The sequence below is a fragment of the Nocardia terpenica genome (assembly GCF_013186535.1).
Classification (GTDB): Bacteria; Actinomycetota; Actinomycetes; order Mycobacteriales; family Mycobacteriaceae; genus Nocardia; species Nocardia terpenica.
Genome location: NZ_JABMCZ010000003.1, coordinates 59,161 through 85,338 on the forward strand (window position 1 = coordinate 59,161; position 26,178 = coordinate 85,338).

General features: G+C 68.1%; 21 protein-coding genes. 15 read left to right on the forward strand and 6 right to left on the reverse strand.

Annotated features, from left to right (window positions below; translation table 11 throughout):
- Positions 1 to 137 precede the first annotated feature (137 nt).
- The gene (locus HPY32_RS21435) at positions 138 to 1,103 is read left to right on the forward strand and encodes a LysR family transcriptional regulator (protein WP_067595399.1); all 966 of its coding nucleotides are present in this window, start codon (positions 138 to 140) and stop codon (positions 1,101 to 1,103) included.
- Between the two features lies 1 nt (position 1,104).
- On the opposite strand, the gene HPY32_RS21440 is transcribed toward HPY32_RS21435, so the two are convergent.
- Complete coding sequence (locus tag HPY32_RS21440) at positions 1,105 to 1,614, reverse strand: nitroreductase/quinone reductase family protein (RefSeq protein WP_067595397.1); 510 nt, start codon at positions 1,612 to 1,614, stop codon at positions 1,105 to 1,107.
- 107 nt (positions 1,615 to 1,721) lie between these two features.
- Between HPY32_RS21440 and pta the strand changes: the two genes are divergently transcribed.
- Both pta and HPY32_RS21450 read left to right on the forward strand, forming a co-directional pair.
- Entirely contained in the window at positions 1,722 to 3,800 is a 2,079-nt protein-coding gene (pta, locus tag HPY32_RS21445) for a phosphate acetyltransferase (RefSeq protein ID WP_067595395.1), read from the forward strand.
- On the forward strand, positions 3,797 to 5,011 hold the full coding sequence (locus HPY32_RS21450) for an acetate kinase (protein ID WP_067595393.1): 1,215 nt from the start codon (positions 3,797 to 3,799) through the stop codon (positions 5,009 to 5,011). Before pta ends, HPY32_RS21450 begins: the two co-directional genes overlap by 4 nt.
- A gap of 713 nt (positions 5,012 to 5,724) precedes the next feature.
- Here the strand turns inward: HPY32_RS21450 and HPY32_RS21455 are convergent.
- From HPY32_RS21455 to HPY32_RS21465, 3 genes are all read right to left on the reverse strand, one after another.
- Positions 5,725 to 8,034 carry a serine/threonine-protein kinase gene (locus HPY32_RS21455; RefSeq protein ID WP_444939659.1) on the reverse strand — a complete coding sequence of 770 codons (2,310 nt, stop codon included), beginning with the start codon at positions 8,032 to 8,034 and terminating at the stop codon, positions 5,725 to 5,727.
- Between the two features lie 569 nt (positions 8,035 to 8,603).
- Positions 8,604 to 9,578 (reverse strand): glutamate ABC transporter substrate-binding protein, encoded by a 975-nt coding sequence (locus HPY32_RS21460; RefSeq protein ID WP_171983007.1) that lies wholly within the window; start codon positions 9,576 to 9,578, stop codon positions 8,604 to 8,606.
- Complete coding sequence (locus tag HPY32_RS21465; protein ID WP_067596275.1) at positions 9,575 to 10,906, reverse strand: GlnX family signal transduction membrane protein; 1,332 nt, start codon at positions 10,904 to 10,906, stop codon at positions 9,575 to 9,577. The genes HPY32_RS21460 and HPY32_RS21465 overlap by 4 nt, the downstream gene beginning before the upstream one ends.
- Positions 10,907 to 11,057: 151 nt before the next feature.
- Here HPY32_RS21465 and HPY32_RS21470 point away from each other — a divergent pair, with 151 nt between their 5' ends.
- A complete protein-coding gene (locus tag HPY32_RS21470) occupies positions 11,058 to 11,717 on the forward strand; it encodes an NUDIX hydrolase (protein WP_067595389.1) in 660 nt (219 codons plus the stop codon).
- A 269-nt stretch (positions 11,718 to 11,986) separates the two neighbouring features.
- On the opposite strand, the gene thiE is transcribed toward HPY32_RS21470, so the two are convergent.
- The gene (thiE, locus tag HPY32_RS21475) at positions 11,987 to 12,697 is read right to left on the reverse strand and encodes a thiamine phosphate synthase (protein WP_067595387.1); all 711 of its coding nucleotides are present in this window, start codon (positions 12,695 to 12,697) and stop codon (positions 11,987 to 11,989) included.
- Positions 12,698 to 13,199: 502 nt separating this feature from the next.
- Here thiE and HPY32_RS21480 point away from each other — a divergent pair.
- The gene (locus HPY32_RS21480) at positions 13,200 to 14,801 is read left to right on the forward strand and encodes a LacI family DNA-binding transcriptional regulator (protein ID WP_067595385.1); all 1,602 of its coding nucleotides are present in this window, start codon (positions 13,200 to 13,202) and stop codon (positions 14,799 to 14,801) included.
- Between the two features lie 2,089 nt (positions 14,802 to 16,890).
- Complete coding sequence (locus HPY32_RS21485) at positions 16,891 to 17,043, forward strand: hypothetical protein (protein ID WP_156674806.1); 153 nt, start codon at positions 16,891 to 16,893, stop codon at positions 17,041 to 17,043.
- 140 nt (positions 17,044 to 17,183) lie between these two features.
- Here the strand turns inward: HPY32_RS21485 and HPY32_RS21490 are convergent, their stop codons facing one another.
- Positions 17,184 to 18,536: an NsdA family TPR-like regulatory protein gene (locus HPY32_RS21490; protein ID WP_067596274.1), complete on the reverse strand. Its 1,353-nt coding sequence runs from the start codon at positions 18,534 to 18,536 to the stop codon at positions 17,184 to 17,186.
- A 1,350-nt stretch (positions 18,537 to 19,886) separates the two neighbouring features.
- On the opposite strand from HPY32_RS21490, the gene HPY32_RS21495 reads away from it, so the two are divergent.
- The 9 genes from HPY32_RS21495 (at position 19,887) to HPY32_RS21535 (ending at position 26,139) form a co-directional block, all read left to right on the forward strand.
- Positions 19,887 to 20,114, forward strand: a complete 228-nt coding sequence (locus HPY32_RS21495; RefSeq protein WP_067595383.1) for a hypothetical protein — start codon at positions 19,887 to 19,889, stop codon at positions 20,112 to 20,114.
- On the forward strand, positions 20,111 to 20,359 hold the full coding sequence (locus HPY32_RS21500) for a hypothetical protein (protein ID WP_067595381.1): 249 nt from the start codon (positions 20,111 to 20,113) through the stop codon (positions 20,357 to 20,359). Before HPY32_RS21495 ends, HPY32_RS21500 begins: the two co-directional genes overlap by 4 nt.
- A 20-nt stretch (positions 20,360 to 20,379) precedes the next feature.
- Positions 20,380 to 20,847 (forward strand): MarR family transcriptional regulator, encoded by a 468-nt coding sequence (locus tag HPY32_RS21505; protein ID WP_067595379.1) that lies wholly within the window; start codon positions 20,380 to 20,382, stop codon positions 20,845 to 20,847.
- Positions 20,844 to 21,479 (forward strand): hypothetical protein, encoded by a 636-nt coding sequence (locus HPY32_RS21510; RefSeq protein WP_067595377.1) that lies wholly within the window; start codon positions 20,844 to 20,846, stop codon positions 21,477 to 21,479. The genes HPY32_RS21505 and HPY32_RS21510 overlap by 4 nt, the downstream gene beginning before the upstream one ends.
- 155 nt (positions 21,480 to 21,634) lie before the next feature.
- Positions 21,635 to 22,678: a Gfo/Idh/MocA family protein gene (locus HPY32_RS21515; RefSeq protein WP_171983008.1), complete on the forward strand. Its 1,044-nt coding sequence runs from the start codon at positions 21,635 to 21,637 to the stop codon at positions 22,676 to 22,678.
- A complete protein-coding gene (locus tag HPY32_RS21520; protein WP_067595373.1) occupies positions 22,678 to 23,976 on the forward strand; it encodes a hypothetical protein in 1,299 nt (432 codons plus the stop codon). Before HPY32_RS21515 ends, HPY32_RS21520 begins: the two co-directional genes overlap by 1 nt.
- A complete protein-coding gene (locus HPY32_RS21525; RefSeq protein ID WP_067595372.1) occupies positions 23,976 to 24,872 on the forward strand; it encodes an LLM class flavin-dependent oxidoreductase in 897 nt (298 codons plus the stop codon). Before HPY32_RS21520 ends, HPY32_RS21525 begins: the two co-directional genes overlap by 1 nt.
- Positions 24,869 to 25,588 carry an NTP transferase domain-containing protein gene (locus HPY32_RS21530; protein WP_171983009.1) on the forward strand — a complete coding sequence of 240 codons (720 nt, stop codon included), beginning with the start codon at positions 24,869 to 24,871 and terminating at the stop codon, positions 25,586 to 25,588. The genes HPY32_RS21525 and HPY32_RS21530 overlap by 4 nt, the downstream gene beginning before the upstream one ends.
- Positions 25,570 to 26,139: a P-loop nucleotide/nucleoside kinase family protein gene (locus HPY32_RS21535; RefSeq protein WP_082871792.1), complete on the forward strand. Its 570-nt coding sequence runs from the start codon at positions 25,570 to 25,572 to the stop codon at positions 26,137 to 26,139. The genes HPY32_RS21530 and HPY32_RS21535 overlap by 19 nt, the downstream gene beginning before the upstream one ends.
- The last annotated feature ends 39 nt before the right edge of the window (positions 26,140 to 26,178 follow it).

Consider the following 26,178-nt stretch of genomic DNA (forward strand, 5'->3'; position numbering starts at 1 on the left):
AATGGATCGATGCCGGACCGACCATCGGGTGGTGCCCTCCTAGGCGCCGGAGACCGCGACTCGGGGATCACGATAGCCCGCCGTCCGCGCCCGGTGGTCGAGATGTTCGGAGTCCGTTGATCGGGAGGGGAGTGGTTGTGGAAACGTCGACACAGATCATCGCGGACGTGGACTGGCGGGAGATCGAGGCGTTCCTGGTGCTGGCCGAGGAGCTGCACTTCGGTCGCGCCGCCGAGCGATTACACGTCACCACCGCGCGGGTGAGCCAGCTGATCCGCGGCTTCGAGCAGCGGATCGGGGAGGCGCTGTTCACCCGCACCAGCCGCAAGGTGATTCCGACGCCGCTCGGCCGGTCGCTGCTGGTGGAGCTGGCGCCCGCGTACCGGCGCATCGCCGCCGCGATCGCCAATGCCCAACAGCAGGCCCGGATTTCGACGGCGACGCTGCGGGTTGCGTACCTCATCAGCGTCGGCATGGCGCGGGTGCACGGGTACGTCTCGGAGTTCGAGCGGGTTCGCCCCGGCGCCCTGGTGTCGACGAAGGTCCTCAACGTCGGCGGACGATTCGCCGCACCGGTCCGCGACAATTCGGTCGACCTGCTGCTGCTGTGGCTTCCGGAGCACCCGCGGCGGATCGCCGAACACGAACCCGATCTCGAATTCAGCCCCCCGCTGGTGTCGCACCCCCGGGCGCTGGCCGTCGGACTGGATCATCCGCTCGCCGCCGAGACCTCGGTGCACGCCGAGGAGCTGGCCGAATACGAGCTCTATCAGCCGCCGGACTGGCTGCCACAGTGGTACGTGGACGCCTGGGCGCCCCCGGAAACGCCTGCCGGGCAACCCATTCGCCGCCGCACCGCCGCCCCCGAGTGGTCGCTGGACGTGGTGTTCGACGCCGTGGCCCGCACCGGTCTCGCCCACCTCACCGTCGCCGACCTCACCGCCAGCGTCAGCCTGCAGGGCATCGCCCTGATCCCGGTCGTCGGCCTGCCGCCGCTGCATCTCACGGCCGTCTGGCACGCCGACCACGTCGCCCCGCTGCTCGGGACCTTCCTCGATGCCGCGCAGCGGGTCGGCCGCCGCGCCATGCGGCGGGCGGGCTGACTCAGGCCCGGCGCAGCTCGAAGATGCGCAGATCGCGGGTGGTGCGGCTGCGGTAGGCGGTGTAGGTGGAGGCGATGTCGGTGAACAGCCCGAAGACGCGTTCCTTCTCGGCCGGATCCTCGATCAGCTTCGCCCGCACCGGAATTCGCTCGCCCGCGAGGGCGACCTCGGCCTCGGGGTGGGCCAGCAGGTTCAGCGTCCAGGCCGGATGGTTCGGTCCGCCGAAGTTGCTGCCGATGATGTACAGCACGTCGCCGCCGTGCGCGTAGAGCAGCGGAGAGGTCCGGGGCGCGCCGGACTTCCGGCCGATGGTGGTCAGCAGCACCGTCGGCGCGCCGATCGGGCCCAGCATGGTGTAGCGGCCGTCGGTGCGCTGCAGGAGCTTTCGATCCCACGGAATGAGGCACTGGATGGCGCGGCTGCCCACCTTGGTCGAAGAGAACTTGACCGCCGCCCGGGAGATCAGGCTCGTGCGCGAACCCCAGGTCCGATTCGGAAACTGTGCCGTCATGGCAGCAAATCCTAGGCGGTACCGGATGCACCCGCGGAATGTGATTTTCCGAAAAGTTGCGGCACAGGCCGTCGGATAGGGGTGGCGTGCTCACTAAGCTCGGGGCCATGGTCGAATCAGCTCCGTCCACCGTGTACATCGCCTCGCTGGAGGGCGACACCGGGAAGTCGACGGTGGCGCTGGGCATGCTGCAGATGCTGTCCGCGACCACGCCCCGGGTGGGAGTGTTCCGGCCGATCACCCGGTCGGCGGGCGGTTCGGACTACATCCTGGAGTTGCTGCTCGAGCACTGCACCGCCGATATCGATTACGACCAGGCCGTCGGCGTCACCTACGACCAGGTGCACGCCGACCCGGACGCGGCGATCAGCGAGATCGTGATGCGCTTCCACGAGGTGGCCCGGGTCTGCGACGCGGTGGTCGTCGTGGGCAGCGACTACACCGATGTGGCCGGTCCGAGCGAGCTGCGCTACAACGCGCGCATCGCGGTCAACCTCGGCGCGCCGGTGCTGCTGGTGCTGCGCGGCGCGGGCCGCACCCCGGCCGAGGTCGTGCAGGTCGCCGAGCTGTGCCAGAACGAGCTCGCGCAGGAGCACGCCAACGCGATGGCGATCATCGTCAACCGCTGCGATCCCGGCGAACTCGACGCGGTGGACGCGGCGATGGCGGCCGTCGGGGTGCCGTCCTGGACGCTGCCGGAGGTGCCGCTGCTCACCGCGCCCACCATGACCGAGCTGTGCACCGCCATCGGCGGCGCGATGTACTCCGGCGACCCGGAACTCATGCAGCGCGAGGCGATGAGCGTCATGGTCGGCGGCATGACGGCCGAGCACATTCTGGAGCGGCTCACCGACGGCGTCGCCGTGATCGTGCCCGCCGACCGCTCCGACGCGCTGCTGGCGCTGGTGAACGCCCATGAGGCCGAGGGCTTTCCGTCGCTGTCGGGCATCATCATGAACGGCGGCCTGACCCCCGATCCGGCCATCGCCCGGCTCATCGAGGGCATGCGGCCGAAGCTGCCGATCCTCACCACCGACCTGGGCACCTTCGACACCGCCAATGCCGCGGCCCGCACCCGGGGCCGGGTCTCGCTGTCGAGCATCCGCAAGGTGGACACCGCGCTCGCGCTCGTGGAGCAGCGGGTGGACGGGCGGAAACTGATGGAGCTCATCGAGGTTCCGGTGCCGTCGGTGGTGACCCCGCAGATGTTCGAATATCAGCTGGTCGAGCGGGCGCGCGCCGACCGGCGGCGGATCGTGCTGCCGGAGGGCGACGACGATCGCATCCTGCGCGCGGCCGGGCGGGTGCTGCAACGCAAGATCGCCGACCTGACCATCCTGGGCGACGAGGCCGCCGTGCGCGGGCGCGCCGCCGAGCTCGGCCTCGACATCGACGCGGCGATCGTGCTGGATCCGCGCACCTCCGAGCTGCGCGAGGATTTCGCGCAGGAGTACGCGCGGCTGCGCGCCCACAAGGGGATGACGGTCGATCGGGCGCGCGAATTCGTCGGCGACATCTCGTATTTCGGCACCATGATGGTGCATCGCGGCATCGCCGACGGCATGGTGTCGGGCGCGGCGCACACCACCGCGCACACCATCCGGCCGTCGCTGGAGATCATCAAGACGCAGCCGGGCGTGTCGACCGTGTCGAGCGTATTCCTCATGTGCCTGGCCGACCGGGTGCTCGCCTACGGCGACTGCGCGGTGGTGCCGGACCCGACCGCGGAGCAGCTCGCCGACATCGCCATCTCCTCCGCGCGCACCGGGGCGCAGTTCGGGATCGAGCCGCGGGTGGCGATGCTGTCGTACTCCACCGGGGAGTCCGGCAGCGGCGCCGATGTCGACAAGGTGCGCACCGCCACCAAGCTCGTGCACGAGCGGGCGCCGCGGCTGCTGGTGGAGGGGCCGATCCAGTACGACGCCGCGATCGATGCGACGGTGGCCAGCGCCAAGCTGCCGAACTCCGAAGTCGCCGGGCGCGCAACGGTTTTCATCTTCCCGGATCTGAACACCGGAAACAACACCTACAAGGCGGTGCAGCGCAGCGCGGGCGCGGTCGCCATCGGGCCGGTGTTGCAGGGGCTGCGCAAGCCGGTCAACGACCTGTCGCGCGGCGCGCTGGTCGCCGACATCGTCAACACCATCGCCATCACCGCCATTCAGGCTCAGGCGGAACAGGAATGAGCGCAGGAGAGGCAATGCAGGTCCTGGTCATCAACTCCGGGTCGTCATCGATCAAATATCAACTGCTGGACCCGAATTCGGGTACCGTGTCGGCGCACGGGCAGGTGTCGCGGATCGGTGAGTCGGTTGCCTCCGGCGCGCCGACGGTCGAACATTACGGCGGCGGACGGACATTCGAGCACGACGGCCCGATCGCCGACCACGCCGCCGGGCTGCGGGTGGTGTTCGATCTGTTCGCGCGCAGCGGTCACGACCTGACCGGCGAGGGGCTGGCCGCGGTCGGCCACCGGGTGGTGCACGGCGGCGAGGTGTTCTACCGGCCGACGCTGGTGACCGACGCCGTGGTGGCCGCCATCGAGGAGCTGTCTTCGCTTGCGCCGCTGCACAATCCGGCGAACGTGATGGGTATCGAGTCGGCGCGGCGGCTGCTGCCGGACGTGCCGCAGGTTGCGGTGTTCGACACCGCCTTCTTCCACGGCCTGCCCGATGCCGCCAAGACCTACGCCATCGATACGAAAGTGGCTGCCGCGCACGGGATCCGACGCTACGGGTTCCACGGCACCTCGCACGAGTACGTGTCCGGTCAGGTGGCGCGGCTGCTGGGACGGGATCCGGCGACGGTGAATCAGATCGTGCTGCACCTGGGCAACGGGGCCTCGGCCTCGGCGATCCGGGGCGGGCGCGCGGTCGACACCAGCATGGGCCTCACCCCGCTCGAGGGCCTGGTGATGGGCACCCGCTCCGGCGATATCGACCCCGGCGTGCTGCTGCATCTGGCGCGCACCGCCGGGATGGGCATCGAGGCGATCGACGCTCTGCTGAACCGGGATTCGGGCCTGAAGGGGCTGGCCGGGGTGAACGACTTCCGCGAGCTGGGGCGGCTCATCGACACCGGCGACGCCGCGGCCCGCCTCGCCTACGGCGTCTACATCCACCGGCTACGCCGCTACCTGGGCGCCTATCTGGTCGAGCTGGGCCAGGTGGACGCCATCACCTTCACCGCCGGGGTGGGCGAGAACAACGCCCAGGTCCGCGCCGACGCCCTCGCCGGGCTGACCCGCTTCGGCATCACCGTCGACCCGGTCCGCAACACCGCCAAAGACCGCACCGCCCGCCACATCTCACCCCCCGGCGCCGACATAGCCGTCCTGGTCGTCCCCACCAACGAAGAACTGGCCATAGCCCGCGCCGCCGCCCACCTCATCCGCTGACCACCCCCTGACGCCTCTATTTCCCGCCCGCGCCGACCCCCTGTTCCGGCTTGCTGGTCCCCGTTCCGGCCCGCTGGCTCCCCTGTTGCGGCTTGCCGACTCCTCTCATCCGGCTGCTTCGCCTCTGCCGTTTCCGGCCTGCTTCGCCTCTCCTGTTTCCGGCGTGCTTCGCCTCTCCTGTTTCCGGCGTGCTTTTGGCCGGAATCGTTCACGAAATTCTCACGAACCCCTTGGCACAGTGGTTTTCGGATCGGACACCCCGGTCGGCGCGCCCCGGGCCACCACGCACACTGCGGTCGGGAACAGCGAGTGCCCTCGCCCCCCTCACGAGCGGCTGCCCCCGTTCGTGACCGCAGGGCCCGGATGCGCCGACCGGGATTCCCCGGCCGATCCCGCCCCGGCCTTCCCCGCGCCCGGGGCGCCCGACCGGCCGGACGGGGCGGGCGCCCACGCGCCCGCCCCCTCCGGGCGGGTATTCCACCGGGCGCGTACCATTCCGCAACCGGGCTGTGCGACCATTCCCGACGGAAGGGATGCACGGCGGCACGTGTCCCGCCGGAGGGAGCGAGCGTTCGTTCCGCCGGAGGGGGTGTGTGCAGGTCCCTCGCTCGGACCATGTCCTGCTGCGGAGGGTGGCGTGTTCGCCCCGCCGGATGGAGTGGATACCTATCTGTCCACACCGCCGGATGGAGCGGGCACGCCTACCGGGCGACTCAGAACCAGGTCTTGGCCCGCAGCGAATTGGCCAGATCGACCAGCGCGTAACGATGCGTGCGGCCCGGCGCGGTGCGGGCCAGCGCGCGCAATCCCGACTCGACGCCCTGGCGCAGATCGCGTTCGGCGAACGGCTCGCCGAACAGCGTGGCATCGGACAGCTTGGGCGTGCGCCCGGCGCGCAGCCAGGCCAGCGCGGTCCCGAGCACCAGCACCCGCATCTGGGCCGCGCGCGGTTCACCCGGCGGCAGCGATCGGACCCGGGCCGCGGCGATGTGCAGGGTGGACTCCTCGAGCTCGTCCACCGGGGCCGCGGTCAGCAGCAACAGCACGGCGGTCATGCGGGCCTCGCTGTAGTGGCGGGAGGCGGCCGGAACCTCGTCCAGCGCCCGCACGGCCTCGATCACCCGCCCGGCCGCGGCGAGCTGGCGGGCCAGGCCGAAGGCGGCGCTGACCACGCCGCGATCGGTGCGCCAGACCGTGCCGTAGAACTTCTCCGCGCAGGCGCGCCACTGCTCCGGATCCGCCGAATCCCAGTGCTGCAGCACCAGTTCCGCGGTGGCGGCCAGCGCCAGCTTGGGGGCGATCTCGCCGGGCAGCGCCTGCAGCACGGCGTCGAAGTGGCCGTACGCCTGCTCGTATTCGCGCTCCTGCAGGGCGGCCAGGCCCCGGTACCAGTCCACCCGCCAGTCGGAATCGTCCATCGCGCTCAGCAGGTCGCGCGCGGCGGCCGGATGCTCCAGATCCAGCTGGATGCGCACCTCGGCGAAAGTCGCCTCCAGCGAGAAGGTTTCCGGCGCCCCGCCCGGTTCGGCCGCGGCGCGCTGGCGGGCGATGCGCACCGCGTCCAGCGCGTGCTGCGGCTCGGGATGGGCGGTCCCGGCCAGCAGCGCCGCCGCCGGATCCGCCGGATCGATGAGCGGAACCGGCAGTGCCGCAGCGACATCGGAGGCGTGCAGGTGTTTGCCGCGGGCGATGCCGTCGACGTAGGCGTCGGTCTGCGCGACCAGTTCCCCGGTGCCGAAGCTGGTGCGGGTGGGGCTGAACATCGTCGACAGCTGCGGATGCTCGGTGCCGGTGTCCGTGGCCAGGATCTCGCGCAGCACGCCCGCCAGCTGGTTGGCCATCACGCGCGCCGACGGGAAACGCCGCCGCGGGTCCGGGTCGGTGGCGCGCAGCAGCAGCCGGTGGAACGACTCGTAGCGGGTCAGCACGGGTTCGTCGGCGGGCTCGGGGATCACGTCGAGGTAGCGGCCCCGCTCCATCGGCACGTTCAGCGTGAGCACGGCGAGCGTGCGGCCGACGGTGTAGATGTCCGAGGCCGCGCTGGGCCCGGTCTTGGTGAATTCCGGCGCCTGAAAACCCCTGGTGCCGTACAGGTTTCCGTACGACTCGAAGGGTGCGGTGGCGCCCAGGTCGATGAGCTTCACCTGGTCCTCGGTGACCATGATGTTGTCCGGCTTGAGATCGTTGTAGGCCAGCTCCAGCGAATGCAGGTACTCCAGCGCCGGAAGCACCTCCAGCACATAGGCGATGGCCTCCGCCACCGGCATGCGCCGCGGCCGCTCGTAGGTGTCGAGCATGGCGCGCAGCGAGCGGCCGCCCACGTATTCCATGACGATGTAGCCGACGGACGTGCCGTCCGGGCTCGGGTATTCGACGAAGTTGTGGATCTTGACGATGCTCGGGTGCGCCAGTTCGGCCAGGTACTGCCGCTCGGCCACGGCCACCGCCTGCGCCTCGGTGTCCCCGGCGTGCAGCAGGCCCTTGAGCACCACCCAGCGGTCGCTCACCTTGCGGTCGACGGCCAGGTAGATCCACCCCAGCCCGCCGTGCGCGATGCAGCCCTGGATCTCGTACTGCCCCGCCACCACCTCGCCCGCATGCAGGTGCGGCCGGAAATCGTAAGCCGCCCCGCAGGTCTCACACACCCCCGAACTGGTCGCCGCATGCTCGGCCGTCGCCCGCCCGACCGGTTTCCCACACCGCCAGCAGAACCGCCGCCCCTCCGCCACCACCGGATCGGCAAGCACCGCCGTCCGCGGATCCACCGGCGCCTCCGCCGCAATAGGCACCAGCCCCGCCCCCAACCGCCGCACCGCCCCCCGAGTCCGCCCACTCCTCCCCGTCCGCCCCGACGACTGCCCCTCCCCCCGCCCCGCCATAACCCCCGTCTCCACCAGCCCCGCCCCGCGGTCCTGTGCCCCGCCCCCCGAAACCGCCTGCACCCCAACGCCTCCGCGTGCTCCACCCGGCGAACCCGCCTGCGCCTCGAGCCCCGCCGCCCGGGTTCCTTCAGGCGAATTCACGCCCGTCCCGCCGGGTGCAGCATCCCGTGTCCGTCCTTCTGAATTGGCTTGTGCCCCAGCACCTCCGGTTGCTTCGCCCGACGGATCCGCCTGGGTCTCGGGTGCAGCCGCTCCGGTTCCTTCGGGTGAGTTCGCTTGCTTCCTGTCGGGCGCAGCGGCGTGCGTCCGGTCTTCTGGAGTCGCTTGTGTTCCAGCGCCTCCGGGTGCTTCGCCCGGTTGAGCTGCCTGCGCCCCCGGTGCAGCGAGCCGGGTTCCTTCAGGTGTATTGGTCTGTTTCTCTTCGGGCGCAGCGCCATCCGTCCTAGCATCCGGAAGCGCTTGTGCCCCACCGCCTTCGCGCGCCCCTACTGGCGGAGTCTCCGGCGTCCTGGGGGCGGTCGCCCGGGTTCCTTCGGCTGTATTCGCTTGTGTCCCTTCGGGCGAAGTCTTGTGTTTCTCCTCCGGCTGGGCCGCTTGTGCTTCCTCGGGCGGGGTCGCCGGTTGTTCGGAGTGGGCGGGGCGGGGTTTGTTTGTGCCGGAACGGGTTTGCTTTGGTTCGGGGTCTGGTTCGTGGGGGGCGGGCATGGGGGTCAGTCCTGGTAGATCGGTTGTGGGGGGCCGGGGGTGGGGCCGAGGACCGAGCGGAGCCAGTGTTGGTAGAGGCGGGTCCAGGTGCCGTCGGTGCGGATTCGGTCCAGGGTGCCGTTGACGAAGCGGACCATGTCGTCGTTGCCCTTGGGGATGCCGACGCCGTACGGCTCGACGCTGAGGTTGTCGCCCACCACCTCGGTGTAGGGGTCCTGCACGGCCAGCCCGGCCAGCAGGGCGTCGTCGGTGCTGACCGCGTCGACCTGCCGCTGCTGCAGCACCACCAGGCAGTCGGCCCAGGCGGGCACGGTCACGATGGCGGCGGCGGGCTGGTCGCGCCGGATCAGGTCCAGCGAGGTGGTCCCGGTGGCCACGCACACCCGCTTACCCGCCAGGTCGGCCAGGCCGCCGATGCCGGAGTTCTTCACCACCAGCACCCGCTGGTGCGACATCAGATACACGGTGGAGAAGTCGACGTTGCGGCGCCGCTCGCAGGTGATGCTCATGGTCTTCACCACCACGTCGACGGTGTGCTCCTCCAGCGCGCGTTCCCGATCGGCGGAATTGAGGATGCGATACTCGATGCGCTCCGGGTCGCCGAACAGGTCCCGTGCGATCTCCTTGGCGATGTCGACATCGAATCCGGCCAGGGTGCCGCTGATCGGATCGCGGAAGCTGAACAGATTGCTGCCCGGATCCAGGCCCACCAGCAGGCGGCCGCGGGCGCGGATCGCGTCGATGGTCGGACCGTGCGTGCTGCCGTCGGGCCGCAGGCTGGCGGTGGGGTTGTCGCAGGCCGGGACCGGGGTGGGCGGCACCGGCGAACTGGTCTGCGCCGGAGCGGCTTTCGCGGGCAGCGGGGGTTCGGTGTAGTCGCCGGTGCGCAGCACCCGCGAGGCCGAGGGCACCCCGGAGCAGCCGCCCAGCAGCGCCGTCATCGCCAGCGCGGCGATCAGCGTCCGGCGCGCGCCCGTCATCGGTACTCCCGCAGCCGGGGCCACAGCCCGCCGAGCACGCACAGCGCCGCCACGACCGACAGGGCGATCGCGCCGGGCGACAGGAAATCCAGCGAGCGCGCGGCGGCGGAGATGTCGGAGCGCAGGGTCTCGCGGGCCTTGGTGATGCCGTTGGCGAGCGCGGCGTCGAGCGCGTCCACGGCCGCCGCCGCCTCGCTGGGCCCCGAACCGATCGCGACCGCGGCCGCACCCGGGAAATCGCCGCGGGCCAGGGCGTCGTTCATGCGCTGATGCGCTCCCCGCCACCGGTCCAGCGCGGCCCGGGCGGCGGCGACATCGTCGGCGCCCGGATGGTGCTTGGGGTATGCGTCGAGCAGTCCGGTCAGTTTCGCGGTGGCGTCGTCGTAGGTGTGGTCGTAGTCGCCGCTGGCGTCGCGGCGGACCAGTTTCAGGGTCTCCGCGGAACGGGCCTGCTGGGCCAGGATGCGGCTCTCGGTCAGGTCCGAGGTGGGCACGGTCCCGTTGTCGCGGCCCTCGGTGGTGGAGATGGCCGACAGCGATCCGGCGATCACGGTCCACGCCAACAGGATCACCAGCGTGCCCGACGCCAGCAGCAGGCCGGGATTGAGCATCCGATTCCAGCGCCGCGCCAGATACACCTGCACCACGACCAGCGCCCCCAGCGCGAGCACCGGCAGCACGATCGCGGGCCACGGCGGCTGCACGTGCCTGCGCTGAATGTCGGTGATCGCGGCCGAGCGATGCTCCTGCAGCTCCTGCGCCATCGGCAGCATGGTGGTCTGCATCAGATTCGACGCCTCGCTGAGATAGGCCGCGCCGACGGGATGTCCGTCGCGATTGTTGGCCCGGGCGGTCTCGATCACGCCGGTGTAGACGGGCAGTTCGGTGGACAGTCCCGTCCGCAGCCGGGCATCGGTCTCCCCGGCGCCGGTGGCCGCCTGGGTGATCAGCTCGGCCGCGGCGTCGCCGATCGCCTGGGTGTACCGGTCGCGCACCGGTTTCGGTTCCAGCCCACCGGAAATGAACGCCGTGCCCGCGGCCGCGTCGGCCACCGACAGCGAGGTGTACAGGCGCTGAGCCGAATTCGCGTCCGGCTCGGCCTGATCCAGCAGATGGTCCAGCGCCTGCTGGCGATTGCTCACCGTCGCCGCGGTCACCGCCCCGGCGATCAGGCACAGGCCGAGCAGCAGCAGGCCCATCGCGATCAGCTTGGCGGGGGAGGAGCGGACGAAGGCGCGCAGGTCGGTGGCGTCGAGCTGGCGGCGGACGGCGGCGGCCGCGGCCCGCGGCGAGAGCTCGTCGAGTCGCGGTTGCCCGGTGCGAGCCATGATCACCTCCGTTCCGTCATGGGCTGCGCCGTAGCGACTGAGCTTATTGTGGTCGTATCGGCGCCGTCTCGGGTGCGTCGCCCCGCAACCCGCGGAAATTTGTGGCTGGGCGGTGCCGGCCACCGCTGATATGGGATGAGACGAGGCGAAGATGCAGGGTGACGGAGACGGCTTCGTAAAAAACCCGGACGGAACGCGGCAGTGGGGTTTGTACGGAGCGGCCGGTCTTCTGCTGCGCGCCCCGCTTCCCGGCGGCGGAGCGGCGGTCCTGCTTCAGCATCGCGCACCGTGGAGCCATCAGGGCGGGACCTGGGCGCTGCCCGGCGGCGCCCGCGACAGCCACGAGACCAGCGTGCACGCCGCGGTTCGGGAGGCGAACGAGGAGGCCGGGATCAAGCCCGAGGCGGTCCGGGTGCGCGGCAGCCGGGTGACCGCCACCGCCCCCAGCGGCTGGACCTACACCACGGTGGTGGCCGACGCCCTCGAGCCCCTGCCCACCATCGCGAACAAGGAGAGCGCCGAATTGGCCTGGGTCCCTGAGGAAGAGGTGACCCAGCGCCCCCTGCACCCCGGCTTCGCCGCCGCCTGGCCCACACTCCGCGCCGAATCGGCCCGCCTCAGCCTCGCCGGACTCCCCGATCCCGACACGGTCGCCGCCGCCCTCCCCCGCACCCTGGACCTCGCCAACCGAGGCTTCGTCTGGCTCCACCCCGGCACAACGGGCCGCCCCGCCCGCATCACCGCCCCGGACGACCCCACCGATCCATCCGAAAACATCCTCCTGCTCACCCTCGAGCAGGTCCTCTCCTGACCCACGCCCGCAACAGACTCACCCCAGCCCCTTGTTCCCGGCCTGCCAACTCCCTGATCCCGGCGCGCCAACTCCTTGTTCCCGGCGTGCCAACGCTTTGTTCCCGGCGTGCCAGCTCCTTGTTCCCGGCGCGCCAACTCCTTGTTCTCGGCGTGCCAGCTCCTTGATCCCGGCGTGCCACCTTCTTGATTCCGGCGTGCCACCTTCTTGATTCCGGCGTGCTTTTGGCCGGGATCTCACCGAGGATTCCGGCCAAAAGCACGCCGGAATCATTTGGTGCCGTACACGTTTTCCAGCAACCTGTGCTTGAGCGCACGGGCCGCGGCCTGCGGATCGCTCGCGTCGGTGATGGCACGGACCACGACCACTCGCGTGGCACCGGCGTCCAGCACCTCGGGCAGTCGGTCGCCGTCGATGCCGCCGATGGCGAACCACGGGCGGGAGGGGCGATCGGCGGCGGTGGCGCGGACCAGGTCGATACCCGCGGCGGCACGGCCGGGCTTGGTGGGTGTGGCCCACACCGGTCCGGTGCAGAAGTAATCGATGTGCTCGTCGATGGCGGCCAGACCGGCCTGGTCGCGGTCGTGGGTCGAGCGGCCGAGCAGCACATCCGGCCCGACGATCTTGCGCGCGTACCAGGGCGGCAGATCGTCCTGCCCCAGGTGCAGCACGTCGGCCCCGGCGGCGTGCGCGATATCGGCGCGATCGTTCACCGCGAGCAGCGCGCCGTGCCGGCGCGCGGCCGCCTTCAGCTCGGCCAGCGCCCCGAGTTCGCCGCGCGCCTCCAGCGGCCCGAACCTCGCCTCACCGGGCGAGCCCTTGTCCCGCAGCTGGATGATGTCGACCCCGCCCGCCAGCGCCGCGTCGGCGAACGCGGCCAGATCGCCCTTGTCGCGGCGGGCGTCGGTGCACAGGTAGAGCAGCGCCGAATCGAGGCGCTCGCGCGGTGTCACGGATCGGTGGGGATGGGACGGCTGCACGACTGGAACGGTAGCCGCGCTATCGTGGGTAAGCGAATTCGGGCTTCTCGCAGTGGATCGCCAGATCAAAAGTGTGGTCTAGCAGCTCAAGCGCTGTTTTCGGCCCGGTCGGGGGCGTCGCAGCAGTGTCCGTTTCGGCCGGTTTCGGCAGCGTTCGGACCGCCTCGCCAGGCAGATTTTTCCCAATTTTTCCCAAAATCGGTCGCTTTGAGGTGACTCGGGACCCACTTCTCAGCAACTGCTGCTGGCCTGTGCTGCCCAGCGGTTGCCGAGATTTCTTCGGCATGTGTGATGGAAGTCACTCTCGGGGCCTGGTTTGGTTGCCTGATCCAAGGCCGATCGATATCCTCTCCGCCGAGAACCTGCGTCAGCCAAACGCAGGGGGCGTCCAATGGATGAGATGTGACGCGAACGACGGCAATCCGCACGCTCCATCGCAGTGGATTCCGTTCGCCCCTTATCCATCCGCGCGTTGGCCCGCGCAACGCCCAGGAGAGTTCGCATGGCGTACCCCAAGAAGCGCGGCACCGGTCGGGATGTCCACTACACCGCGTACTTCGCAGTCGCTCCACAGGTCTACGAACCGGTGAAGGACCCGGAAACCGGGCGGGTCAAGAAGTTCGACACCGAGAAGCGAGCCCAGAAGGCTGCCGATGACGCTGAAATCAACTACAAGGTGGCTCAGGCTGCGGCCATGGCGGTCGCCGAAACCTACGGAACGCCAGCCGATATGCGCGGCTCGCGGGACCTCCCAGCCTTCGCGGCTTACGCGGACCGCTGGTACGGGCGGCAAGATCTCGCGCGCGGGACGATGGATTACTACAAGCGTGGCCTAGAGAACCACCTGATCCCCTACTTCGGGGAGAAACGGCTCGACGAGATCGACAAGGACATAGTCGCCGCATGGGAGCGTTACGAGCGCGAGGAGGCGGGCAACAATCGGTCCAGCATCCACAATTGGCGCAGCCTGCTGCACACGGTGATGTCCGACGCCCTCGATGAGTACCCGTCGATCGGCCGGAACCCTGCTGATCGGAAACGGGGCCGGGGAAGACGGACAAACCGTCACCGCCGGGCGGCGGTGCTGGCGGCACCGATCATCGGCGATTTCGACGGGCTGCTGCTGGCTGAGCGAGCCGCGGTCCTGTCGAGGCGGCCCGATGAATTTGTCGCTGAGACGACTCGGCGGTGGTGCGGGTTGCGAACCGGTGAGTTATGGGGGTTGCAGACGAAATGTGTTGCGAATGGGCGCATCCATGTGGAGGCGCAGCTGACCGAGATCGACGGCGCGCAGTTCGTGGAGGACCCGAAGGACGAATCGTTCCGCGCTATCGATCTGCCGCCATTCCTGGGCAAGCTGGTTGAAGACCACATCGCACGTGCCAGTCCGCGGTCTTGTCCCTGCCACGGCCTGACATTCGTGTTCTCCGGGCGTCCGCGTAAGAACCCCAAGAGTCTGAACGACGGCGTATCCCTGGCGAGCGTCGCACGCCATCTGGGCGTGTCGAAGAGGACAGTGCAGATCGCTTTCGGTTCTCCAGGACAGATCTCGGAGGACACCCGTCGCCGCGTCCTCGACGCTGCGGGCGAGCTGGGATACATCCCGCCGAACCCGAACGAGATTCAGCCGCACTGGTGGCGTGGGGACTACTACAAGTGGATCTATGTTCCGGCTGCGACCGGCACCTACACGCCTCACCGCAAAGGCGAGCCTCGTCGACCGGTCGTGGTCGATGCGACCGAGTTTCCCGGTGTTCCGGTTCGCGGCCCGTATGCGGCAAGGCGGGCGTCTGGGGAGTGGTCGCCGATCACGAATGTGACTCGCCCGCACTGGAATCGGCATTCGCACCGGACGATCCTGACCGAGATGGGTGTACCGAAGGTGCTGATCGATGAGCGGATCGGGCATAGCGATACGTCGGTGCAGGCGGTCTACACGCACGTGACACAGAAGATGCGCGGCGATCTGGTCGAGGAACTGGAAGCGCGGTGGTGGCGCGCGGTGGATGCGCGGCTTGCTCTGCATCCGCGATCGGTGGTTCCGCTCCTGGACGAGATCCTTTACGCTCGCGCCAAGGAGATCGGCTTGTCGATTGCTGCGTGACCCGCAGCCGATGACCCCCACGATCTGTTGGGCTCGTGGGGGTCGCTGTTCAAGCCGAGTGACGTGGCTTCTTGGGTCGCAGGTTCCTTAACTCCGTTGAGACCGAGTTTCCGTCCGCTGCTTTGCCCGCTGACGGCCTTTTGGGCAGTGCTGGCACGAATTCCCCAGGGATGGCGGCAGATACGGCGTGGGCGCGTACAAGAGCGTCGATTTGCGTCCGAGTGAACAGCAGGCGGCGACCGACGCGAGTGTGGTTGATCTCCCGCTTCCGGGCGGCTTCCTCCAGCCAGTGCGTAGTCAGGGATAGTGCCTTCGCGACGGCATCGGGCGTGTAGAGGATCGTCCCGAGTTGCGACAGGGCAGACTCAGTCATGCGTGGCCTCTCCGTAGAGATTTCGCACGCCTGCTGGTCCCTCGCGCGCATTCTGTTCGGTCGGCATCGTGGCAGACCTCGCCGCCACGGTCCAGCCTTCTCGATACTCGCGGGGAATTTGCCATGCATCGCATATATTAGGATGCGTTGCCGCGTATAGGCTTCCGGCCAGCTGGAGGTTGAATGTCTTCTGGCTCTTAGCTTTCCGTCTGGCAAACTCGCGTGTACAGTCAGATTCTGACAACAGAAGAAGCCCCCGCAGTGCTGGAACACTCGGGGGCACGGACCCGAACCTGTTACGGAGGTCGAGTCGTGCACGAGTCTATCTCGTGGCGGCTATCGGCGCTACTGAGCGCCAGCCTGCCCATTTTCCCCGCTTCTCCCGCCTCGCGACGATCGGTGTTCCATCGTCTTGCCTGTGGCGGTGACCTGTCATATAACTGTTCTTGCTGGCGGTCGGCGCGTCCGATGTGCATGGATGCCCCCGCCAGTTTCTTTGTGATGCCGCGTGCGTCCGAGGTCCCTGTGGCCAACCTCTGACCTAGCCAGAGAAAGGTTGATCTCGCACGCCCCCTAGCGGCATTGACCGCGAAACCCTCTGTTGCACAACTGCATACGTACATACCTTGCGCGACCCACCATTCCGGCACGGGCGGCACGGCGTACTGACTGCATGCGTGAATCAGGGCTCGAGGGCGTCTTCTCTCCGTGCGCCCGTGGAGTACTGACGGGTGGGCCGACTTGCCCTCGGTGCCGTCCCCGGTCGCTGTGAAAGACCAGCCTCGATAGCGGGATTGCCTAGTCATGCCTGGAACAGGCGTGCGTTCCGATCACGAGTAACTGACCCGGTAAAGGCGGACTCGGACGGGGACAGCTGTGGCGGCTGTACCAGTTCTCGTGAGTATCCCAGTCCCGGCTGCTGAGTAATTCCCAGCAGCGTGACCTTGAACGAAGCGATCCGACGACCGACCGACGAAGCGCGTTCTGGGTTTCCCTTTGCTGCTGTTGCGGTAAAGGGTAACCCTGCCTCGCTCACCTTCCTCACTCCCTCCGAAGCAGTCCGGTGGGGCGGACTGCTAGGGCAGATCCAGCGGTTTCACCCAGTTGAATTCTCGGTTCGGTCTGGTGCCGAACAGCGTCGTGAACATCGACCGGCACGACCCACAGACGGTGAGAACCCGTGGTTCCGAACCGATGTCGTACTCGCCGGGCATGAACGCAACACGTCCGGCTGCGGCCACAGGTGGACTATGGATGAGTTCGCACGATGGGATTTCTGACATGTGCTGCTCCCTTCGCGGATGGAGCCGGGTTGGAATCGGGGGGATACCCGGATACCACGATCGCACACGTCGCCGCGTATCAGAAGGTCCCGCCGTTGGTCGATCCACGACCCGAAATGGGTGCAGTCGCTCCGACAGGTCACACGATTGTCCTCCGCATGTCCTGCCAGCAATCAGACCACGCTGTACGGCCTGGTCGCATACTGACGGTGGCCGGAGCCGTGCTCCCCGCCAGGCTGTGCCGACGGCGGTTCCGGGACCTGCATCGCGGCCGGATGTGCAACCAACCGACGTCAGGCTTGGCCGACGTCGAAAAGGGGGTTTCAGCTCGGCTGTGCCGAGCGCCCCACCTCACCATTCCACATGTCTACAGGCGTGCGCACGCGCGACCTGAGTCGCATTTGCCACCTGTCGCAGCAGAAGGGAGTACATCATGGGCAAGGGCAGTACCCCGATGGATCACGAAGCGGCCGATCGGATCAGCGCGGCGGCCGACCGAGACCCTGACTCGGCGACCGCAACGAGTGGGTTCGCCGATCGAGCCGAAGAGGCCGCTGACCGTAACGACGAGTACAACGACGAGTAGCGAATACGCCGATGGTGCGGCGAGATCCGTAAAGGAACCGAGTCGCACCATCTGGTGGGCGCTGCCAGCCTCAATGCGGTGGCATTTCCTCACGCTTCGCCCGTCGCGCCACGAGCTGGGTGGCCGTCCGCTGCTTGGCCTTAAGCAGCCAGAAGCGCGTGAGCGCGCTCGTTGAAGTCCGCGACGAGCGGGTGTGGACCGAACGTCATCATTTGTCGCTGAACGTCTCGGACAGCTTCAACCGACCGGGACGACTTGACTTTGCGGGATAGGTCGACGGTTCGGACAGCAGCAACATAGGCTGCTTCCAAGTCTCGGCACTGGATATGGGTCACGGCGAGAGCCGCGTGAGACAGAGCACCGCGCCGAGCCCGGTTCTGGTTGCGCGCGTAAGCGATCGACCGGCGAGCGTGGGGCTCAGCGTCGGTCGAGAGCCCGAGGTCTCGGAAGGCATTTGCCCACTCGCCGCAGATGTAGGCCGGGTCGATGAACCGTGCCCATTCGGGTTCACTGTCGCGGTCGATGCGGTCGAAGGCGCGCTCGGCCTCGTTGATGGCGTGTGCGGTGCCACGCTTCTCGCCCATGGTTGCGAGGGCGCGAGCCTCCAAGGTCCACAAATCGGCCAGGCAAGCAGGCGAGTTTGCCTTGGCAAGCCCCTGGCGACCAGCCTGCGCAAGGCGGCGGCCTTCCTGGGGGTGGCCGAGCAGAGTCGCTTGATCGGCCATGCCAGCGAGGACATGCGCACCCAGCGCGGCGTCCCTCGACTCCTCTGCGAGGCGAAGCGCCTGAATCAGGTACCGCTGGGCCGCCCCATGCTCACCGTTGTCGAATGCCATCCATCCCAACAAGTAGGTCTGTTCTGCGGCGGCCCCGGCGAGCGCGAGCTGCACATCTTCGGTGTAGGTGCGTCGCAACAGCGGGTACACATGCTCGTTCATGTAGGCCGCAAGCACGAGGCGCCCACTTCCGCCGCCTTGGAAGATGTCCATCTCTTGGAAGTGGGTGAACATGTTCTTCACGGCAGTGACATCTTCGAGCCGAACCCGTTGGCGGTCGTCCGGCAACTGATCGAGGGTACTCAGCAACCAGTCGCGGGACGGCCCTATCGCCGCTGCGGCGGCGAACGGAGCGGTGGTGAGGAACTTCCTACGATCCACGTCGGCTCTCCCGAGGTCTGCTACAGCTTCGACGGTCTCCTTCAACGATGGGCTGTAGACCAGGGCGCGGTCAACCGTGGGCCGGTCGTCGAAACCGAGGTCGTATGTAGTCACGCGGTAGCCGAATCGCGCTGAGAACAGGTCGGCGAGGATCTCCGGGACCGGCGCGCGAGGGTGTTCACCCTTGTCCAGCCATCGGCCTACGCTCGACGTGTCCGGCCGCACTTGCGGCTCACCCCACTCGATCGCGTGCGCACGAATCCGGCGAGCGAGTTCTCCGCGGCTCCATCCGGAGCGGGCCAGCCAATCGGAAAGCTGCATGTTCAGAGCTTCCATCACTCCACCTGCTCAGATCTGGTCGGCCGCCGATTCAACACCTTTCAACACCCCAGACGAACTTACTCCGAGCCGGTGACGCACACCACACTCGGATTGCGCCCGGCGGCATGGTGATTGCATCCCCTTTCAGTGACGCCACCAACTCCGCCTGTGGGGGATCGCATGTTCTGAGCACTTGCACCGGGCGCGCTTCAACTCCGAAGCGAAAGGTGTTCGAAATGACGACGGTACAGCGGCGACGTACCACCGAGATTGCGGCGACCCGAGTTGACCACTACCGGTATATGTGCAGACAACCATGCGGATCACATGGCGAGTCGGTCCGAATCTTGTTGCACGCCTGGGGTATTGGAGAATCAACGCCGCCGGACCATCTCGGTGAACGAGTTCACGTTCGGGTACAGGCGAATGCTCTGACCGTCACGGCTACGGAGGCTTCCGCCGATGTGTGAGAAAAGCACTCCATGGATCCTCTTGTCCCAGTGCGGAATCGGCCACGCCTCTCCTGAAACGGGGCACGTTATGAGCGTGTCGTGCCCGTCGTTCCTGTGCTACGGATTGTTTCCGCTGGTAGATGGCAAGATCGCGGCTCATCAGGTACGGGAAGGCGAACGCTGCCCGTGGTCTGGAACGCGGGTCCATGATGACCGCGCAAATTCCGGGGCCTGAAAGCGTCGTCGGCCGCTACGGGCATTCATGCAGCCGTAACGCCTCGTATCGGGACCCCTCACCCGCCAAAACACACCCAGAGGTCTCAATGACTTGGTCTCTGATCTTGCTGGCTGGAGGGATGATCGCATTCACCGTCGCTGCGCTGTGCCTACCGCTACGGGCACCCCGACACCACACCCTCCACCCTCACCGAGAGTCCCCGATGGACGGAACCGTTTGGGCACCCGGGTTCCCGCACGACGCCCCCGACGAACCCCTTACCGTGACCGGCGCACTGATGGCCATGCAGCTTCACGGCGACTGCCCGGCTAGTTGTGCTCGCAAAACCGCTGCGGCACAAACATTGCGGGAAGCGCACATCTCGCCGTCGATGGGGGTCCGACGATGATCGCAGCAGTAGCAGTGATGTTCCTGTTCATGATCGGGATCAGTGCGGCGGTAGTCGGCGCAGTCCGCGCCCGCAATGCCGGTCATCCCCAAGGCGCACACGCCTGCGGTACACGGTCCAGGGTGTCGGTCGCGCATTTGCAGCAACGTCTCGCCGCCGACGGTCGGTGCGTGCCGGTGAGCCACGACGCGCCGCTCGGCGCCCTTCACGGTCACGCAGGCGCACCGCGCGATGCTCGCCCACCTGGATTGCGATTTCCGACGTTGCCCGTGCAAGGCGGCGGCGGCGTGGGAGATTGTGCGGCCGAGGATTCGGTCGGCGGTGCCGGGGGTGACGCGGTGAATGCGGCGACGGTCGACCTGTGGCGGCTGCGTCACCAGTACTGCCAGGACGAGCCACCGCCGATCACCGAACTCGACGAGGCGCGTTTCGTCCTCGGCGAGCACGCGGGCCACGGGCCGGACTGCCTCCAGTATTTCGCGGCGCTGGCTCGCGCGTCGGAGCCGATCGCGTGAACAGCACCGAGCCGCGCGGCCCGATCCGGCCCGCAGACGCGACGGATGGATGGCAGTTGGTCGCCGATGTCGGCGAGTACTGGCTCGTGCGCCTGCACGGCGTCTACAACCTCGAAATCCATGCCACCGCCGCATCTTCGTGTGTCCTGCGCGTGCACCAAGCCGGGGCGCTGGTGCGCGAAGCGTCCGCGACCGATATCGGCTATCTGAAAGACGTTGCACAGCAATGGATTCACGAACACTAGACAGTCCAGGAGGGACGATTGTGGGCTCTCGCTACTTCTTCGACGAGCAAGCCTCCGTCTTGGCCGCGCTGGCCAACTCGCCCGACCCCTGCACCGTCGCCGAGCTAGCCCACCTCACCGGCCTACCCGTCGACGGACGCGCCAGGCCATCGATACCGGCGATCCTGGCCCTCCTGGAGAAAGACAGCACGGTGCGTCGGGGGCAACCGGCGTGGATGCTGACCAAGGCTGCCCCGGCGAATCCTGTCGCGCCGGAGCACTGGCTCACCGGCACCACGATCCGTGCCCTGCTGGCCATGCGTGACGTGCCGTGGCCGCGTACGTCCCACGGCTTGGCGCGTGCCATCGGCGGCTCGTATGCCCCGATGACCAGGGCCGTGCACTGGCTCGCCCTCCACAGACCGCAGTGGGTCGAGTCGGTGCCGACGTGGCACCTCGATCCCGGCATCTCGATGCCCGGTAAGCCGACGGTGCGGGAGGGGAAATGATGCCCGGGAGCGAGTATCCGAGGCCGGGCCTCGTGCGGTCGATGCTGGTGGGTATGGCGGGCAACCGCGCCCGCGTGGTCCCCGACGAGCCCGCCGACACGAGCATGTACCTGTGGGGATGCGGGGCCACCGGCGAGCACAACATCAATGACCTGCGTACCCGCCGTGTCACCTCCCCAGAAGCCGTGCTCGACATGGCTGATCGGTTCGAGGAGGAGTTGCCCAACCTGTGGGGGTACGGGCTGAGCATCTTCGCCAGCGGCAGCGAATTCGCCGACACCGCGAACATGCCACCCGACGCCGTCCGCGCCGCACCGGGCGGTCGCCGCACGTTCCGGATACGCGATCTTGTCTGCGGTGCAGTCGTGTTCGATGCTCGTGGCATGACCCGCGGGGTCGTCATCTGCCCGCCCGACCCTTCCCTGATCGAATGGGACTACGACACCCTCGCCCCCGAGCCGAGACAGTGGCTGCTGCGCCGATTCTTCGACGGAGCCATCTCGGCGAGCGTCTGGGCCGCCGCGCTCAGCCTGGAACCAATCATCAACGCAGACATTCTTTCCCAGCTGACACCCAGCACCTCGGCGCACCGCTACTGGCGCAAGCAGCAGCTGCCCGCCGAACACGAGTGACCATGCCCACCACGGGCTGGTGCTCACCGATCCCCAAGCCCTGGTGCTCGGCTATATCACGGCGACTGCCGACGAGTACCCGGCTGCGGAAGACCTATTCAATCCTGTTGTAGCACAACATATTTAATGAATTGGAAGGTTCGATGGCACATATCATGCGAAGAGATGACATGTCGTCGGCGGTGCGGTTCGGCATTGTCGGCCTGCGCCATGGCCTGCGGCACGTGCGTGGCTGGGAGCGGCCGGGGGAGAGCACGGTGGTCGCGGTGTGCGATGTTGACAGCGGGCGAGCGGATGCTGCGCTGGCCGATGCGGGGCCGGGGTGCGTGGCGACGGTGCGGTTCGATCAGCTGGTGGAAGATCCGCGGGTGCAGGCTGTGGTGATTTCGGTCCCCAACGATGCGCATGCGGAGTTGGCGGAGCGAGCCTTGCTCGCGAACAAGCATGTGGCGGTGGAGAAGCCGATGACGACGACGGGCAATCGTGCCAGGGAACTGGTGCGGTTGGCTGAGGATCGTGGCCTGGTGCTGGCGGCGTTGCATGATTTCCGGGCGGACCCGGCGCATTGGGCGGCTCGGGAACTGGTGCGTGGTGGTGGGCTTGGTGAGGTGTATTTCGCGCGGACGATGTGGGTTCGGCGGGACAATGCGCCGGGGTCGTGGTACCGGGATCGGGCTCGTGCCGGTGGCGGGGTCCTGATGGATCTGGGGACCCACCGAATCGACCTGGCGTTGTGGACGCTCGGATTCCCGGACGTGCGGGAGCTGACGGCGGCCACCAGCAGCCGACTGCTCCAATTGCGGTGTGACGGTGGCGATGTCGAAGACACCGCGGTCGGGATGCTGCACCTCGACAACGACGCCTCCGTCCAGGTGGAGCTGTCGTTTCTGGGGCATCTGCCGCGCCGTGAGCAGGTGCTGCTGGAGCTTCGCGGTACTCAGGCGGCGTTGCGGGTGGCCAATATCGGCGACTCCTACCGGCACTACCTGCTGACTGTGCTGCGCGACGGAAACAACCCGCAGCACATCGACCCCGAGCAGGTGCCGAGCCGGGCACCATCGATGTACTCCGACTTCGTCGCGGCGATCCGCACGGGCGGGCGGCCGTTGTGCCCCGGATCGGAGGCTGCGGTCGTGGCCGAGGTGATCGACCGCATGTACGCGGCGGCAGCCGCGGTCACCCAACCGGTGGTGCGGTGATGTTCGCACCGGAGCCGGACAAGATCGTCGATGTGGACCTCGACGGCCTGCTCGGCCCTGGCGGCGTCCGGCGTCGGCAGGTGGTGCGTCAGGTCGCGGCGGCGCTGTGCCGCCATGGGCTGACGGTGCATCTGATCGTGTTGTGCCACGGGCAGGATTTGCTGCGATTCGCGACCACCGCGCGGTTGTGCCGCAGCCTCATCAGCCTGTGTGACTGTGATCCGGGAGTGCGGCTGGCGGTCAGCTATCAGGGCGACCCGGCACCGGAGGCGCTGACTGCGCAGCTGGATCGCCGGGTGCGGCTTCTGACCGGATGCCGAGCACTGACCCATGCTGGTATGCCCGTGCCCGCGGTCGGTAAGACCGAGCATTTGCTGTCGTGTCTGGCCGTGCTGCTGGCCGAGGGCAGCGATCCGGAGCGGCAGTTCGTGGTGTTCATCGATAACGACTACGTGATCTACGACCCGGAAGACGCGTTCGCGCTGTATGCGCCATGGGCGTTGGGCTTTGCCGCGGAGCACACCGGGTGCAGCGATCAACCGTATGCGGGAGTGAGTTTCGCCAAGGGCGGCAGCCTGCGCCTGGCCGTCGGTCCGGAGCTGGTCAAGCCGGACGGTGAGCGGACCTGGAGGTTCGTCGACCTGCTGGATACGGCGCTGGCGCGCTGTGTGCCGCACGCCCCGCCGGTGAGCGAACGCCTGCCGGTCGGGATGGTCCCGACCCGCGAAACCCTGCGAAACCTGTTGGGAGCCGGAGGATTCGCGGAACTGGAGGCGGCGGTGGAGCGGTGCACCAAGCACGGTGGCCGGTCGTCGCGAGCGCTGTCGCTGTGGTTGTCCAGCCGCCGAGACAACCTGGTGGAACGGTGGCTGGCCCGCTTCAGCTTCCTACTGCACGGCGACCAAGGAGCGACTCTATCCGATTGGGCGGCAATGGAACTCGCGCCGGGCTACGGACTCGAGATCAGTTTCCTGATCAATGCCCTGTTCCGGCCCGGCTTGCATACCGGGCGGATCGTCAACGCTCTCACCCTGCCGCACGCCCACCTGCCCAAGGACGAAACCGACAACTTCGCGATGGGTGTGGAGATGTTCGCGCTCGTCCAACGCCTGCTGCACGGCATGACCAGCCGCACCCCCAGCAGCGAGGACACGGTCCCGGAACTGGGCCATGCGACACGGTTCTCGCACTACGCGGCCACCAAACTCGGCTACAAGCGAGTCGAGCTGACCGCGCCCGCGCCGCGGGTCCCGGCGCTGTATCCGCCGGTGACGGAACTGATGAGCGGACGGTACTGATGGGGCTGCGTATCGGGGTGCACTACACCCCCGTTCCCGGTGAGCCGATCGAGGCGATCGTGCGAGCGGCCACCGAGGTCCAGGCCATGGGGTATGCCTGCTTCGCCCTTCCCGATCACCTCTCCCGCCTGCACGAGGGCCGCCCGGTGGCCGTCGCGGACCCGTTCGCGCTGTTGGCGCGCCTGGCCGCCGACACCACGACCATCGGCCTGGGCACCATGACCGTGCTGGACGCGCTACGCGCCCCCGCGCAGACCCTGCGCAGCGCGGCCACCCTGCAACAGATCAGTGGCGGCCGATTCGAGCTGGGGATCGGCGCTGGCTGGCAGCGCACCGACCTCACCGCCCTCGCCCCCGGCCTGCGGACGGCCGAGGTGCGAATCACCGCGCTGGAACACACATTGCACCTGTTCCGGCAGGTGTGGCCCGATGCCCGCACCGGCGAGGACCCGGCGACGACCCCGACCACGCGCGTGCTGGCGGCTGGCACCGATGCGCCGCGCCTGGTCGTGGCGGCGGGTACTGACCTGATGCTGCGGCTGGCGGCCCGGTTCGCCGACGATGTCGCGCTCACGGTGCCGACTCGGCCACGCTTGGCTGGTGCCACACCGACAGCGGCATCGGTGGCGGCACAGATCGCGACAGTTCGCCGAGCCCGCCCAGCGTCGGCCCCGGTGTGCGGCATCCACCTCCAGATCCGCCGTGTCGACCCGATCGCACCCGAGGACGCGGCCCGGGATTGGTGGACCCTCGGCGGCAGCCCCGACCAGATCGCCACCGCCTTACAGGACCGCGCCGCCGCCGGGGTGACCTACCTGAGCGTGTGCACCCAAGACCTCGGCCTGCTCGACAGGCTGGCATCGACAGTGCTGCCCAGATGCGGGGTTCGGCCATGACCTCGGTCCTCGTGCGGTGCGGCGGACTGGGCAGCCGCCTGGGACCGGCGGGAGCCCAGCGGCAAAAGACCATGCTCGAACTGGACGGAACACCGCTGCTGGAACTGGTCCTGTCCCAAGCCTGTCCGGCCGTCCCCGCCCCCGCGCCCATCGTGCTGCTCACCGGCCACCGTGCCCGCGACGTTGAGACCGCGGTACCGGGCTGGCGACACCGGATCGACCAGCGAATCCGGGCCATCCGCGAAAACGCACCAGGGCCAGCCGGAGTACTCGGCGTCGCGGCCCAGCTCCCCGCACCCATTGTGCTGGTGTCCGGAAACGTCGTACTGCCCTACTCGCTGCTACTACCCCGCCTCCTCCGCCAGTGGGATCGCGACGGCCGCCCCGTCGTGGCCGGAAGCAGCCGATGGTGTACCAGCCGACACCATACGGTCGATGCCCACGCGGGTACGGTCACCTCCTGGCACCGATGGCCGCACCGCGAGGGCGGACGCTACGAACTCCTCGATGCCTACCTGCTCACCACGAACGTGCTGGACCTGATGCGGCACGCACCGTGCGCCCCGATCAGCCACACCCGTGCCCTGGCCGCCCTGGTCCCCGGTGGGACGGTAGCTTTCACCGAATTCAGCGGTGACTGGCTGCACGTCGAAACGCTCACGGATCTCACTGTCACTCCGAGCCGGAAAGCTGTCCTATGCCCCCAGCAATCGTGATCGTCTCCGGGCCACCCGGAACCGGAAAGTCCACCCTCGCAACAGAACTCGCCTCCCGCTTGGGGCTGCCGCTGTTCAGCCGTGACGTCATCAAAGAAGCCCTGTTCGACACGCTGGGCTGGTCGGATCGCCAGCGATCCCGGGAACTGGGCACGGCGGCGGCGAGCGTACTGTTCGCACTACTGGAGCACACCCTGAGCGTGGGCGTCAGCTGTGTCAGCGAGTCCAACTTCCGCCCATCGCAATCCAGCGCCGATTTCCACCGGCTGCTGGACAACACCGGCGCCCACGCTGTGCAGGTCCAATGCGTCACACGGGGTGATGTCCTACTCCAGCGCTTCGCCACGCGATCGGACTCCGACGAACGTCACCCTGGGCATCGCGACAGCGGCAACCTCGACGAATTCCGGTCCGAGCTGCTCGCTGGCCGCTATGAACCTCTAGATCTGCCCGGCCCCGTGCGCACCATCGACACCACCGATTTCCACACTATGAACGTGCAGGCCCTAGCCGCCGAACTACGCGTACTGATCGGTTCCAACACCCCATAGCCGCGGCGATGCACCTTCCACCGCCGCGTAAGGATTCGC

Coding starts and splice junctions, on each gene's coding strand:
- HPY32_RS21440 (WP_067595397.1), bottom strand. CDS start 1,614: ATGACGGCACAGTTTCCGAATCGGACCTGGGGTTCGCGCACGAGCCTG.
- HPY32_RS21480 (WP_067595385.1), top strand. CDS start 13,200: ATGGCGTACCCCAAGAAGCGCGGCACCGGTCGGGATGTCCACTACACC.
- pta (WP_067595395.1), top strand. CDS start 1,722: ATGGTCGAATCAGCTCCGTCCACCGTGTACATCGCCTCGCTGGAGGGC.
- HPY32_RS21535 (WP_082871792.1), top strand. CDS start 25,570: ATGCCCCCAGCAATCGTGATCGTCTCCGGGCCACCCGGAACCGGAAAG.
- HPY32_RS21450 (WP_067595393.1), top strand. CDS start 3,797: ATGAGCGCAGGAGAGGCAATGCAGGTCCTGGTCATCAACTCCGGGTCG.
- HPY32_RS21520 (WP_067595373.1), top strand. CDS start 22,678: ATGTTCGCACCGGAGCCGGACAAGATCGTCGATGTGGACCTCGACGGC.
- HPY32_RS21460 (WP_171983007.1), bottom strand. CDS start 9,578: ATGACGGGCGCGCGCCGGACGCTGATCGCCGCGCTGGCGATGACGGCG.
- HPY32_RS21525 (WP_067595372.1), top strand. CDS start 23,976: ATGGGGCTGCGTATCGGGGTGCACTACACCCCCGTTCCCGGTGAGCCG.
- HPY32_RS21490 (WP_067596274.1), bottom strand. CDS start 18,536: ATGGAAGCTCTGAACATGCAGCTTTCCGATTGGCTGGCCCGCTCCGGA.
- HPY32_RS21530 (WP_171983009.1), top strand. CDS start 24,869: ATGACCTCGGTCCTCGTGCGGTGCGGCGGACTGGGCAGCCGCCTGGGA.
- HPY32_RS21485 (WP_156674806.1), top strand. CDS start 16,891: ATGGGCAAGGGCAGTACCCCGATGGATCACGAAGCGGCCGATCGGATC.
- HPY32_RS21510 (WP_067595377.1), top strand. CDS start 20,844: ATGATGCCCGGGAGCGAGTATCCGAGGCCGGGCCTCGTGCGGTCGATG.
- HPY32_RS21515 (WP_171983008.1), top strand. CDS start 21,635: ATGCGAAGAGATGACATGTCGTCGGCGGTGCGGTTCGGCATTGTCGGC.
- HPY32_RS21470 (WP_067595389.1), top strand. CDS start 11,058: ATGCAGGGTGACGGAGACGGCTTCGTAAAAAACCCGGACGGAACGCGG.
- HPY32_RS21465 (WP_067596275.1), bottom strand. CDS start 10,906: ATGGCTCGCACCGGGCAACCGCGACTCGACGAGCTCTCGCCGCGGGCC.